We start from the raw sequence: 12,835 nt of genomic DNA, 5'->3' as shown, positions 1-12,835 counted from the left end.
GCGGACAATATTAAAGGCTTGAAATACCTGCTATAACGCCAGCCAGCCTGCCGCTCCGTGGCAGCCAGCTTTGGACGTAACGGTGTGGACACAGGATTGAGCTTCAGCCTGCCCAAGTGGCGGCTGACCCGTTGGTTGACGCATTCCGGGCAGGACACGCCCGCGGACATCCGCGCCGCCTTGATCGCCAGTCTGTTCGGCACGTTGCCGATCTTTGCCGGCGGCGTCATCAATACCCTGATGATCTCGGGCGTGGTCGCCTGGCGCCGGCCCGAGCCGCTCTATATTTCCTGGCTGATCCTGGAGATCCTGCTGGCCGTGGTGCGCGTCACCGTCCTGCGTTCGGCGTTGCGCAATGCCGCCCGCGGCGGCAGCACCCATACCGACGTCTACATCGTGCTGGCGCTGCTGTGGGCGTTCAGCGTCGGCTATGGGGTCTTCGTCACGTTCCTCAACCATGACTGGCTGGCCGCCACGCTGGCCGGCGTGTCCTGCGGCGCCATGGCGGGCGGCATCTGTTTTCGCAACTACGGCGCGCCGCGGCTGGTGGCGGCGATGATATTCCTGAGCCTGGGGCCGATGTGCCTGGGCGCGCTGTTCGCCGGCGAATACGTCACCGCCATCGTCTTCATCCAGATCCCGTTCTACCTGGTCAGCATGAGCATCGCTTCGCAACGGCTGCGGCGCATCCTGGTGTCCACCATGCTGGCCGAGCGCGAGAACGAGCGCCGCGCCAGCCAGGACGCGCTGACCGGCCTTGCCAACCGCGCCGGCCTGGAAGCGGCGCTCGAGCGCATCTGCACCAGCGCGCGCGAGCATGACAGCGCCGCCGCGCTGTTCTACATGGACATGGACGACTTCAAGATCATCAACGACACCCACGGCCATGCCGCGGGCGACCAAGTGCTCAAGACCATCGCACAGCGCATGCGCGCCATGTTGCGGGTGGACGACGTGGCCGCCCGCATCGGCGGCGACGAATTCATCGTGCTGGCCACCGGCATCGACGCCACCGCCGCGCTGCGGCTAGGCAACCACTTGCTGCATGATGCCAGCCAGCCCATCGTGCTGGCCGACGGCACGCGCGTCAGCGTCGGGCTGTCGATCGGCATTTCGATCATCTCCGGCGCCAACCGCAAGGCGCAGGCGGTGCTGGATTCCGCCGATGCCGCGCTGTACCGCGCCAAGGCCCGCGGCGGCCGCCGCTGTTCCGTCGCCGGCCTGCCGGATGCCGAGGACGCGCTGCGGCCCGGCGACGCCGCCGCGGCCGCCTGAAGCGCGGCGGGTCCGCACCGACCGGACACGGAAGGGACTGCCAAAAGTTATCAGATAACCTGAAAAGTACGGGTTATACTTCGCCCCTATGCTGACCAAGAGCCTGACCCTCACCGAACAGGTCGCCCGCCAGATCGCGGGCGACATCGCCCATGGCGTCTATCCCGTGGGCGCCAAGCTGCCGTCCGGCCGCATCCTGGCCGAGCAGTACGGCGTCAGCGCCGCCGTCATCCGCGAAGTCACCGAGCGCCTGCGGGCCCAGGGCCTGATCCAGAGCCGCCAGGGGTCGGGTTGCGTGGTGTTGGCGCGCACCGGTGCGCAGGGCTTCCAGGTGCCGGTCGACATCGCCGTCAGCCGCGAACAACTTGCCAGCGTCTACGAACTGCGCATGGAACTCGAAGGCGGCGCCGCCGCGCTGGCGGCCGAGCGCCGCAACGCCGCCGACCTGGACGCCCTGGCTCGCGCCCTGGCCGACCTGGAACGGCACCAGCACCATCCTGAACATGGAGTCGAACACGACATCGCCTTCCACCTGGCGATCGCGGCCGCGACCCACAATCCGTTCTACCAGGACCTGCTGCAGTACCTGAATCTGCAATTGCGCCTGGCTGTCAGCACCGCGCGCGCCAACAGCCGCCAACTGGCCGGCATGACGGATGCCGTGCACCACGAACACGTCGCCGTGTTCGAGGCCATCCGCGACCGCGATGCGGCGCGCGCGCGGCTGACGGCCGAACGCCACCTGCGCCAGGCTGCCGGCCGCCTGCGCCTCGATTCCCTCTTTCCCGCCTCCAGGCAGACATCATGACCACAACCGACATCGCCCAGCGCCTGGTCCAGGCTTTGGGCCCCGACACCGTCTTCACCGCCAGCGACGACATCGCGCCCTGGCTGTCCGACTGGCGTGGCTTGTACAACGGCCACGCCCAGGCGGTGGTCCGCCCGCGCACCACCGCCGAGGTCGCCACCTGCCTGGCGCTCTGCAACGAGGCCGGCGTGCCGGTGGTGCCGCGCGGCGGCAACACCGGCCTGTGTGGCGGCGCCACGCCCGATGCCGCGCCCATCAACGTGGTCCTCAGCCTGGACCGCATGAACGCCGTGCGTGCCATCGACACCGTCGCCAACACGATGGTCGCCGAAGCCGGCTGCATCCTCGGCAACCTGCGCCGCGCGGCGCAGGACGCCGGCCGGCTGCTGCCCTTGAGCCTGGCCGCCGAGGACTCCAGCCAGATCGGCGGCAACGTCGCCACCAATGCCGGCGGCGTCAACGTGGTGCGCTACGGCATGGCGCGCGAACTGGTGCTGGGCCTGGAAGCGGTGCTGCCCAACGGCGAGATCTTCAACGGCCTGCGCACCCTGCGCAAGGACAACACCGGCTACGACCTCAAGCAGCTGCTGATCGGCTCCGAAGGCACGCTCGGCGTCATCACCGCCGTGGCGCTGCGCCTGTTCCCGCGCACCGACGTGCGTTCCGTGGTGCTGGCCGCCGTCGAATCCCCGGCCCAGGCCCTGCAATTGTTCGAAATCCTGTTCGAACAATGCGGCGCCCGCTTGCAGGCTTTCGAGTATTTTTCCGGTGACTGCCTCGACCTGGTCCTGGCCCATGCCGCGGGCGTGCAGGAGCCGTTCGACCAACGTTATCCGGCCTACGTGCTGGTCGAACTGGCCGACACCGCCGACGAAGCCGCCCTGACCGCGCTGCTGGAAAACGTGATCGGCACCGCGCTCGAACGCGGCCTGTGCCTGGATGCCGCCGTCTCGGCCTCGCTGGCCCAGTTGCAGGCGCTGTGGAAACTGCGCGAGGAAATCTCCGAAGCGCAGCGCGCCGACGGTCCGCATCTCAAGCATGACGTGTCGCTGCCGATCGAACGCATCCCCGACTTCATGGTTTCCGCCGAAGCGCGCGTACGCGCGCTGTACCCGGACATCCGCCCCTTCATCTTCGGCCACTTCGGCGACGGCAACCTGCATTACAACCTCTCGCGTCCCGCCGGCGCCGAGCGCGGCTGGGTGGCCGAACACGGCGCCGCGATCACCGACGCGGTGCTCGACGAGGTCAACCGGTACGGGGGCAGCATCAGCGCGGAACACGGCATCGGGCAGCTCAAGCGCGACCACTTCCTGCATAGCAAGGATGCGGTGGAGTTGCGGTTGATGCGGGAGATCAAGCGGGTGCTGGATCCCAAGGGGATCATGAACCCCGGGAAGCTGCTGTAGTTTTTCTTGCGCTTGTCGGCGGGCGTTTCAAGGACCTCACCGCGCGCGATCAAAGATCGGACCAACTCCGCAAAAAAGCACCGCGGATAATAAAAAAGGCCTGGAGCAGCGCTTCCAGGCCTTTTTCATCTCCCCCCACGGCTGCCGGACCACCGCCATCAGCGGCCAGTCCGGCAAATGGGGAATCCGTTCAGAACATCACTGCCGGTGGTAAACCTCGGCGCCTTTCTTCACGAACTCGATCGACTTCTCCTGCATGCCTTTCTGCAGGGCGTCTTTTTCGCTCACGCCCTGCGACGCCGCGTAATCGCGCACATCCTGCGTGATCTTCATGCTGCAGAAGTGCGGCCCGCACATCGAGCAGAAGTGCGCCACTTTCATCGAGTCTTTCGGCAGCGTCTCGTCGTGGAACTCCTTGGCCGTATCCGGATCCAGGCCCAGGTTGAACTGGTCGTCCCAGCGGAACTCGAAGCGCGCCTTGGACAGCGCGTTGTCGCGGATCGCCGCGCCCGGATGGCCCTTGGCCAAGTCCGCCGCATGCGCCGCGATCTTGTACGTGATGATGCCGTCCTTCACGTCCTTCTTATTCGGCAGCCCCAGGTGTTCCTTGGGCGTCACGTAACAGAGCATCGCCGTGCCGTACCAGCCGATCAGCGCCGCGCCGATGCCCGAGGTGATGTGGTCGTAGCCCGGCGCGATGTCGGTCGTCAGGGGGCCCAGCGTGTAGAACGGCGCCTCGTGGCAGTGTTCCAGCTGCAGCTCCATGTTTTCCTTGATCATCTGCATCGGCACGTGGCCGGGGCCTTCGATCATCACCTGCACGTCGTGCTTCCAGGCCACCTGCGTCAGCTCGCCCAGCGTCTTCAGTTCCGCGAACTGGGCTTCGTCATTGGCGTCATAGCCCGAGCCCGGGCGCAGGCCGTCGCCCAGCGAGAAGCTGACGTCGTAGGCCTTCATGATTTCGCAGATTTCCTCGAAGCGCTCGTACAGGAAGCTTTCCTTGTGGTGCGCCAGACACCACTTGGCCATGATCGAGCCGCCGCGCGAAACGATGCCCGTCATGCGGTCCGCCGTCATCGGAATGAACGGCAGGCGCACGCCGGCGTGGATCGTGAAGTAATCCACGCCCTGTTCGGCCTGCTCGATCAGCGTGTCGCGGAAGATCTCCCAGGTCAGTTCCTCGGCCTTGCCGTCCACCTTCTCCAGCGCCTGGTAGATCGGCACCGTGCCGATCGGCACCGGCGAATTGCGGATGATCCATTCACGCGTTTCGTGGATGTGCTTGCCCGTCGACAGGTCCATGACCGTGTCGCCGCCCCAGCGGATCGCCCAGGTCATCTTCTCGACTTCCTCGCCGATGCCTGAACTGACGGCCGAGTTGCCGATGTTGGCGTTGATCTTGACCAGGAAATTGCGGCCGATCGCCATCGGCTCGACTTCCGGGTGGTTGATGTTGGCGGGAATGATGGCGCGGCCGCGCGCGATCTCGTCGCGCACGAATTCCGGCGTGATGGCGGCAGGGATGGCGGCGCCGAACGACTGGCCCGGGTGCTGGCGCAGCAGGCGCTTGACCATCTTCTCGCCGTCCGGACCGCTGTCGCGCAGCGTCTGGAGGTAGTGCTCGCGGCGCAGGCTTTCGCGGATCGCCACGTATTCCATCTCGGGCGTGATGATGCCGCGGCGCGCGTAGTGCATCTGCGAGACGTTGGCGCCGGCCACCGCGCGGCGCGGCGGGCGTTGCAGGTCGAAGCGCATGGCCGTCAGCTTGGGATCGGTCAGGCGCTGCTTGCCGTACTCGCTGGTCGGACCCGACAGCACTTCGGTGTCGCCGCGCTCGTCGATCCAGGCGCGGCGCACTTCCGGCAGGCCGCGGCGGATGTCGATCTTGACGTCGGGGTCGGTGTAGGGGCCGCTGCAATCGTAGACGGTCAGCGGCGGGTTCTTTTCGCCACCGAACATGGTGGGCGTGTCGTCCTGCTCGATCTCGCGGAACGGGACGCGGATGTCGGGACGGGAGCCGACCTCGTAGACCCGGCGGGATTTGGGCAACGGGGCGACCGCGGCCGCGTCGACTTCGGCGGTGGCGGCCAGGAATTTGGGATTGGCGTTCATGGAAAGCTCCAAGCGAATGGTTTGGAGCCGATCGGGAATGGACTCCCGCCATGCGGGCATGGCGGGAATACGGCTCCCAGCATCGGCATTATCCGTACTGGTACGAAGGGACTCTCTCAACACGTCGGGCCGTTCTGGCGCGACGAGTACCCCTGCGCGAAAGCGAAGTATAGAGCCTGCCCGGCCGCCAGGCGAATAGCGGCCATGCTGCGCCGCCGCAGCGGGGCGGCGCACGCTGGTAGTACCGGTTTACATTTGGAATCAGTCTGCGGAGACAGTGCCATACAGGTTCTGTACACTTTTTCACGTCAGCCGGCGGTCCGCCCACCGGCCCCAGTCCACTCAAGAAGGAAACGAGCATGCAACTGACCCTACGCAAACTGGCGCCCGCCCTGGTTGTCATGACCCTTGCGCTTGCGGGTTGCAAGACCGCCCCGACCAAATCCGGCGCCGCCGCCACGCCCGACGCGGCCGGACAGCAGCAATCCTCCACGCAACCGGCCACCGCCGCGGTGGTCGAGTTCTACGTCGCCCAGACCCAATCGGGCCCCGGTCTGGTCGAGGTGAACCTGCCCGACGGCAAGATCTACATGCAGCAGCAGCCGGTGCTGACCCGCGCCGACCTGACCGAGGCGGCCGCCCTGGTCGATCGCCAGGGCGCCAACTTCGTCGGCCTGCGCTTCTCCGACGCCGGCGCGCGCAAGCTCAATGACGTCAGCAGCAAGAACGTCGGCAACATGCTGGCGCTGGTGATCGACCGTGAACTGATCGCGGCGCCGCGCATCGGCGAACCCCTGAACCGCGGCGTGCTGGCTTTCGGCGTGCCGTCGGCCCAGGCTGCTTCCGATATCGCCGCCAAGATCCGTGGCGAAAGCGCCCCGGCCGCGGGCGGCGCCGCCCCGGCCACCGCACCGGCTCCCGCCAAGCCCTGAGCGGCGATTCACGGCCATGAAAAAAGCCCGGCAGCGCCGGGCTTTTTTCATCCTGCCATCGCAATCGCGGCGGCCATCCTCAACCCTTGCGGCCACGCGGTTTGATGCCGCGGCGCGCCTGGGAGGCTTCGATAAAGGTCTGGTTCAGCGCTTCGAGCACCAACCGGTCGTCCGCCGTCAGCGTATCGAACTGCGCCGGCGCAATATTGGGGAAGGGCCACGGCGCCAGGGGACGCCCGCGGCGGGCAATGGCGCGCGGCAACGGCTCGGACACGCCGGTCGCCGGCAATGTGTCGCTCAGGTCATAGCCTTCCATGGGCAATTCCATGGGGCCCTTGCCCGTCTCCAGCCATTCGAGTTCCACCTTCAATACCTGCGCCAGTTTGCGCAGTGAACGGCTCGAATGCCTCAGCCCGCTCTCATAACTGCCGATCGCGCTTTGCGACAGTCGGGCCATGCGAGCGAGCGCTTTCTGCGTGTGGCCACGCAAAAGACGGGCGTGCTTCAGTCGGTCTGAAAAAGTTTTCACGCGTCGATTGAAGCTTGCACTGTAGGCACTTTGGTAGATATAAATATTACTTAAGTGATAAGTTCGGAGAGGCAGCACATGCAGGAAAGAGGTTACGTCCTCGTCGTGCAACTTGGTGGAATGGCGTGCAACAAGTTTGTGCACACCTTGCGTCAACTTCAGTGGGAGGTCGGCCTGTGCCGGTCCCCAGACAGCCTGTTGGCACGGCTGCGCAGCGAACCGGCCGACATCGTCGTGTTGCGCGGCACGAGCGACAATCTGTCGCAACTCATTGCCGAACTGCGTCGGGCCGCATCTGGTAGCGCAGTCGTGTGGCAATCCCCCGAAGATTCCCCCACGGCCCGCATCGCGGCGCTCGACGCCGGCGCCCATGCCTGCGTGCCGTTGCAGGCGAACATCGCGGAATGGGATGCGGTGCTGCGCAACCTGATCCGTTGCCGGCGCGCCGAGACCGACACATTGCCGTGCTGGCGTGTCGATGGCCGCGGCCGGATGCTGGCCGGCCCCGCGGGCGAACGATTGCCGCTGACCAACACTGAACGCGCCTTCTTTGTCAGCCTGCTAAACGCCCCGCATCAGTGCCTGCCCCGCGAAGGCTTCTTCCCCGAGGCCACACGCGACCCCATGGACGGCGCGCGGCGCGTGGATGTGCTGGTGTCGCGCCTGCGCAGCAAGGCCCGCCGCCTCAACATCGACCTGCCGGTGCTGGCGGTGCGCGGGTGGGGGTACATGTTGATGCCGCAAGGCGTGCCGGCGCCCCACGACTAGATACGGTCCCGCGCGTGCTCCAACACCATGCCGCGGAAATTCCTACTAATGTGATATTCGAATTACATAGGTGGGAGAGCATCGCGCCGGTACAGGCGCGCATGCGATTGCGCTAACGGGCGGCGGATGCCGCCTTGTTCGGGAAGATGGAGGGGCGCTCGCGCGCTGTCAGAGCACGACCAGGTTGTCGCGGTGCATCAGCTCGGGGTCGGTCATGCTGCCCAGGATGCGGGCGATCTGCGATGACGGCTGGCGCAGGATGCGGCGGGTGTCCACCGAGGAATAGTTGATCAGGCCGCGGGCGCATTCGCGGCCCTGGCTGTCGACGCAGGCGACCACGTCGCCGCGGCCGAATTCGCCTTCTACATCGACCACGCCGATTGGCAGCAGGCTCTTGCCTTCACGCAGCAGGGCCTGCACGGCGCCGTCATCGAGCACCACGCGGCCGCGCAGCCGCAGGTGGTCGGCCAGCCACTGCTTGCGCGCCGACCACACCGGCAGCACGGCGCGCAGTTCGCTGCCGATGCATTCGCCTTGCGCCAGGCGCGTCAGCACGTTGCGTTCGCGGCCGGAGGCGATCACGGTGTGCGCGCCGCTGTGCGCGGCGCGCTTGGCCGCCAGCACCTTGGTCAGCATGCCGCCGGTGCCGATGCCGCTGCCGGCGCCGCCAGCCATGGCTTCCAGTGCCGGATCGCCGGCTTGGACGTGCGCCATGAATTTGGCGTCGGGATTCTTGCGGGGGTCGGAGTCGTACAGGCCGCGCTGGTCGGTCAGGATGATCAGCGTGTCGGCTTCGATCAGGTTGGTGACCAGCGCGCCCAGCGTGTCGTTGTCGCCCAGCCGGATCTCGTCGGTGACCACCGTGTCGTTTTCATTCACGATCGGCACCACGCCCAGGCGCAGCAGCGCGAACAGCGTGCTGCGCGCGTTCAGGTAGCGGTGGCGGTCGGCCAGGTCTTCGTGGGTCAGCAGGATCTGCGCGGTGCGCAGGCCGTATTCGGCGAAGGCTGCCTCGTAGGCCTGGCACAGGCCCATCTGGCCTACCGCCGCCGCGGCCTGGAGTTCGTGCATCACCGACGGGCGCTTGCGCCAGCCCAGGCGGGCCATGCCTTCGGCGATGGCGCCGCTGGAGACCAGCACGACCTGCTTGCCCTGCTTGTGCAGCGCGGCGATCTGGGCCGCCCAGTGCGCCACGGCGGCGCGATCCAGGCCTCGGCCTTCATTGGTGACCAGCGATGAGCCGACCTTGGCGACGAGGCGCTGGGCATTGGCGACGACGGAAACGGCGGGTGATTCGGCAGACATGATGGCGGCGGGCTGCGGCGCGAAAAAAGGCGTAATCGAACGAGATTGCGATTATGGCTTATTCGTCGCCGCGCGGCGCGGCCGGCTTGTTGTCGGCGTCGCTGCGGGTGTCGTCGAAACGCGGATCTTCGGCCACGTAGGTGCCATCGGCCTGGTCCTGCGCCAGTTGTTCCTTTTCGCGTTCGGCGTCAAGGTAGTCCTGCAGCGCGTAGATCAGGTCCTGGGTGCCGTCGCCGGACAGGCCGGAGATGCCGAACACCGGGCCCTTCCAGTCGTACAGCTCGATGAAGCGGCGCTTGGTGTCCTCGGGATCGGCCACCATGTCCAGTTTGTTCAGCACGAGCCAGCGCGGCTTGGCGGCCAGCTCGGGATCGTAGCGGCGCAGTTCCTCGACGATGGCGCGGGCGTCGACCACGGCCTGCTCCACCGGATCGGCGTCGGGATCGGGCGTGGACACGTCCACCAGGTGCAGCAGCACGCGGGTGCGCGCCAAGTGGCGCAGGAACAGGTGGCCCAGGCCGGCGCCTTCGGAGGCGCCTTCGATCAGGCCGGGAATGTCGGCCACGACGAAGCTGCGCGACGGCGAGGTGCGCACCACGCCCAGGTTCGGGTGCAGCGTCGTGAACGGGTAGTCGGCGATCTTCGGCTTGGCGTTCGAGATGCGGGTGATCAGCGTGGACTTGCCGGCGTTGGGCAGGCCCAGCAGGCCGACGTCGGCCAGCACCTTCAGTTCCATGCGCAGGTAGCGGTGTTCGCCTTCCTTGCCGGGCGTCCACTGGCGCGGGGCGCGGTTGACGCTGGACTTGAAATGCATGTTGCCCATGCCGCCCTGGCCGCCGGCTGCCAGCACGACCTTCTGGTCGTGGCGGTTCAGGTCGAACAGGACTTCGCCGGTCTCGGCGTCATGGATGATGGTGCCGACGGGCACGCGCAGCGTGATGTCCGGGGCGGCGGCGCCGTACTGGTCCGAGCCGCGGCCGTTTTCGCCGTTCTTGGCGCGGTGCAGGCGCGCGTAGCGGAAGTCGATCAGCGTGTTGATGTTGCGATCAGCCACGGCAAAGATGCTGCCGCCGCGTCCGCCGTCGCCGCCGTCCGGGCCGCCCTTGGGGATGAATTTTTCGCGGCGAAAGCTCGCCACGCCATTGCCGCCTTTGCCGGCGACGACTTCGATGGTGGCTTCGTCTACGAATTTCATGATGTCTGCGCGTGTATGAGATAGGGAGTCGCCGCAGCGCGGCGAGGGCCGCCACGCATTTGCGGTGGCCCGAAGGAAAAAAAGCCCTGCCGCGTGCGACAGGGCTTTGCCGTTCTGGCTGGCGGCGGGTCGCTGAGGCAACCGCGCCGCTGGCCTGACCGTGCTGCGTCGAGGATTACTCGGCGGCGACGATCGAAACGGTTTGCTTGTTCAACGCGCCCTTGAAGCCGAATTGAACCTTGCCGTCGACCAGCGCGAACAGGGTGTGGTCCTTGCCCATGCCGACGTTCACGCCAGCGTGGAAACGGGTACCGCGCTGACGCACGATGATCGAACCAGCGGGAATCAGTTCACCGCCGAAAGCCTTGACGCCCAGACGCTTCGATTCTGAGTCGCGTCCGTTTCGCGTAGAGCCGCCGCCCTTTTTCTGTGCCATGTTTAGCTCCTGCTAATGTGGTGCCGAGTCGCGTCTTAGGCCGTGATGGCTTCGATGCGGATTTCGGTGTAGTTCTGACGGTGGCCCTGACGCTTCTGATAGTGCTTGCGACGGCGCATCTTGAAGATCTTGACCTTGTCGTGGCGGCCTTGCGCAAGAACCGTTGCCTTGATCACGGCGCCGGCGACGAGGGGCGTACCAACTTTCAGTTGGTCGCCTTCGCCCACGGACAGCACTTGATCCAGGGTGATTTCTTGCCCAATGTCAGCCGGTATCTGTTCTACCTTGAGTTTTTCGCCAATGGCAACACGGTACTGCTTGCCACCGGTTTTTACGACCGCGTACATGGGGTATTCCTTAAATAGGTAAATGGGTTCATTCGCTTGCCGGCCCTGCTGGGCTGGCAGTGCTTGCCTGGGGTTGCCAAGATTGGGGTTGCCAAGATTGGGGTTGCCAAGACCAAGCGCGCGTAATTCACCGACGTAATTCGGCCATCTCTGACCGAATCCGGGATATTAGCCCGCGGCTGGGGAAAAGTCAAAAAGCGCTTGCAGGCTAAGGGCTTAGGTGTGGCCGGGGCGCCGCGTCGGGGTGGCGCGCAACCGAAAAAACGGGGGCGGGGCGGTTCGGATGGGATGGCGGAGGGGGATTCCGCGCCCCGGGCAGGGGCGTCGCTACGTCCGGCTCCGGTTCCTGGCAGCCCGTATAATCGCTGGTCGAATCCCCCGCCATCCCGGCGGCCCAGCGGTAAGAGCTGTTACATATGGCTCGTTTCACTCTCCGGATACGTCTTGAATCTCCCCGCGCTCATTGCTCCCATAGTTGACGATATGAAAGCCGTCGATGCGGTTATCCGCGAGCGGCTGAATTCCGATGTGGTGCTCATCCGTACGATCGGCGACTACATCATTGGCGCGGGCGGCAAGCGCATGCGCCCGGCGATGGTGCTGATGGTGGCGCGCGCGCTGGGGTATCAGGGGACGCACCACCAGTTGCTGGCCGCCGTGGTGGAGTTCATCCATACCGCGACGCTGCTGCATGACGACGTGGTCGACGAGTCCGACCTGCGCCGCGGGCGCGAAACCGCCAACGCGGTGTTCGGCAACGCGGCCAGCGTGCTGGTGGGCGACTATCTGTATTCGCGCTCGTTCGAGATGATGGTCGAGGCCGACTCGATGCGCATCATGAGCATCCTGTCCGAAGCCACCACGGTCATCGCCGAGGGCGAGGTGCTGCAGTTGCTGAACGTGCACGATCCGGACGTCTCGCAGGAGCGCTACCTGCAGGTCGTGCGCTACAAGACCGCCAAGCTGTTCGAGGCCGCCGCCCAGGTCGGCGCGGTGCTGGCGGGCGCCACGCCCGAGCAGGAAGCCGCGGCCGCCGCCTATGGCCGCCACGTGGGCACGGCCTTCCAGTTGGTCGACGACGTGCTGGACTACAGCGGAGACGCCGCCGCGCTGGGCAAGAACGTGGGCGACGATCTGCGCGAGGGCAAGCCCACGCTGCCGCTGATCCGCGTGATGGAAGTGGGAACGCCGCAGCAGCAGCAATTGATCCGCGACGCCATCAAGACGGGCGACGCCGACTTTGCCGCCGTGGCCGCCGCCATCCAGGCGACGGACGCGTTGGAACACGCCCGCCAGGCCGCCGTGGCCGAGGCGGATCGGGCCCGCGAAGCACTTTCTGCATATCCCGTTTCCCCTTTTCTAAATTCTCTGTTAGAATTCTGCGCTTTCGCGGTGAATCGAGATCGCTAGCTGAAAACAGCACTGCAAGCGCTGCTTTGAGCAAGGTTGGAATTCACGAGGCGGGAAGGGCAAAACCTTCAAGCCGAAGCGAAAAGATGATTTGGTTGCACTGAGCGCAACGAAGTCAGTAGCTGTAGGGTGTGGGAGATGTATAAGCCCATGCCCAGACTCGGGGCGTAGCTCAGCCTGGTAGAGTACTGCGTTCGGGACGCAGGAGTCGGAGGTTCGAATCCTCTCGCCCCGACCACTTATCTGTGGTCGAATTCTTGAAGGTGTTTCCCGACGCCTTTGGCTGAAAGCCGGTACCGCGCAAGCGTT

Annotated in this window: 12 protein-coding genes and 1 tRNA gene; 7 read left to right on the top strand and 6 right to left on the bottom strand. The window is 65.9% G+C overall.

The features are described 5' to 3' along the window. Window positions 1-84 precede the first annotated feature (84 nt). From AC6CR5_RS18305 to AC6CR5_RS18295, 3 genes are all read left to right on the top strand, one after another. Entirely contained in the window at window positions 85-1,275 is a 1,191-nt protein-coding gene (locus AC6CR5_RS18305) for a GGDEF domain-containing protein (protein WP_045952950.1), read from the top strand. 88 nt (window positions 1,276-1,363) lie between these two features. After that, entirely contained in the window at window positions 1,364-2,083 is a 720-nt protein-coding gene (locus AC6CR5_RS18300; protein ID WP_020926015.1) for a FadR/GntR family transcriptional regulator, read from the top strand. Continuing rightward, the gene (locus AC6CR5_RS18295; RefSeq protein ID WP_006389951.1) at window positions 2,080-3,492 is read left to right on the top strand and encodes an FAD-binding oxidoreductase; all 1,413 of its coding nucleotides are present in this window, start codon (window positions 2,080-2,082) and stop codon (window positions 3,490-3,492) included. The genes AC6CR5_RS18300 and AC6CR5_RS18295 overlap by 4 nt, the downstream gene beginning before the upstream one ends. Before the next feature lie 198 nt (window positions 3,493-3,690). Here the strand turns inward: AC6CR5_RS18295 and thiC are convergent, their stop codons facing one another. Next, window positions 3,691-5,604 (bottom strand): phosphomethylpyrimidine synthase ThiC, encoded by a 1,914-nt coding sequence (gene thiC, locus AC6CR5_RS18290; RefSeq protein WP_006389952.1) that lies wholly within the window; start codon window positions 5,602-5,604, stop codon window positions 3,691-3,693. A gap of 359 nt (window positions 5,605-5,963) precedes the next feature. Between thiC and AC6CR5_RS18285 the strand changes: the two genes are divergently transcribed. Beyond that, complete coding sequence (locus AC6CR5_RS18285) at window positions 5,964-6,536, top strand: SecDF P1 head subdomain-containing protein (protein WP_006389953.1); 573 nt, start codon at window positions 5,964-5,966, stop codon at window positions 6,534-6,536. A gap of 79 nt (window positions 6,537-6,615) precedes the next feature. Here the strand turns inward: AC6CR5_RS18285 and AC6CR5_RS18280 are convergent, their stop codons facing one another. Then, window positions 6,616-7,065 carry a helix-turn-helix domain-containing protein gene (locus AC6CR5_RS18280; protein WP_026382153.1) on the bottom strand — a complete coding sequence of 150 codons (450 nt, stop codon included), beginning with the start codon at window positions 7,063-7,065 and terminating at the stop codon, window positions 6,616-6,618. 78 nt (window positions 7,066-7,143) lie between these two features. Between AC6CR5_RS18280 and AC6CR5_RS18275 the strand changes: the two genes are divergently transcribed. Then, the gene (locus AC6CR5_RS18275; protein ID WP_269877363.1) at window positions 7,144-7,833 is read left to right on the top strand and encodes a response regulator transcription factor; all 690 of its coding nucleotides are present in this window, start codon (window positions 7,144-7,146) and stop codon (window positions 7,831-7,833) included. A gap of 168 nt (window positions 7,834-8,001) precedes the next feature. On the opposite strand, the gene proB is transcribed toward AC6CR5_RS18275, so the two are convergent. The 4 genes from proB to rplU form a co-directional block, all read right to left on the bottom strand. After that, the gene (gene proB / locus AC6CR5_RS18270) at window positions 8,002-9,138 is read right to left on the bottom strand and encodes a glutamate 5-kinase (protein WP_006389957.1); all 1,137 of its coding nucleotides are present in this window, start codon (window positions 9,136-9,138) and stop codon (window positions 8,002-8,004) included. A gap of 58 nt (window positions 9,139-9,196) precedes the next feature. After that, window positions 9,197-10,333 (bottom strand): GTPase ObgE, encoded by a 1,137-nt coding sequence (gene obgE / locus AC6CR5_RS18265; protein ID WP_020926019.1) that lies wholly within the window; start codon window positions 10,331-10,333, stop codon window positions 9,197-9,199. A gap of 175 nt (window positions 10,334-10,508) precedes the next feature. Then, the gene (rpmA, locus tag AC6CR5_RS18260) at window positions 10,509-10,769 is read right to left on the bottom strand and encodes a 50S ribosomal protein L27 (protein WP_006389959.1); all 261 of its coding nucleotides are present in this window, start codon (window positions 10,767-10,769) and stop codon (window positions 10,509-10,511) included. A 35-nt stretch (window positions 10,770-10,804) separates the two neighbouring features. Next, window positions 10,805-11,116, bottom strand: coding sequence for a 50S ribosomal protein L21 (gene rplU / locus AC6CR5_RS18255; protein WP_006389960.1), 312 nt, complete (start codon window positions 11,114-11,116; stop codon window positions 10,805-10,807). A 444-nt stretch (window positions 11,117-11,560) separates the two neighbouring features. Between rplU and ispB the strand changes: the two genes are divergently transcribed. Both ispB and AC6CR5_RS18245 read left to right on the top strand, forming a co-directional pair. Next, on the top strand, window positions 11,561-12,526 hold the full coding sequence (ispB, locus tag AC6CR5_RS18250) for an octaprenyl diphosphate synthase (RefSeq protein WP_006389961.1): 966 nt from the start codon (window positions 11,561-11,563) through the stop codon (window positions 12,524-12,526). Between the two features lie 161 nt (window positions 12,527-12,687). Next, window positions 12,688-12,764, top strand: a tRNA-Pro gene (locus tag AC6CR5_RS18245). The last annotated feature ends 71 nt before the right edge of the window (window positions 12,765-12,835 follow it).

Source organism: Achromobacter sp. EG18 (assembly GCF_059759395.1).
This window is presented reverse-complemented; position numbering and strand designations above follow the sequence as displayed.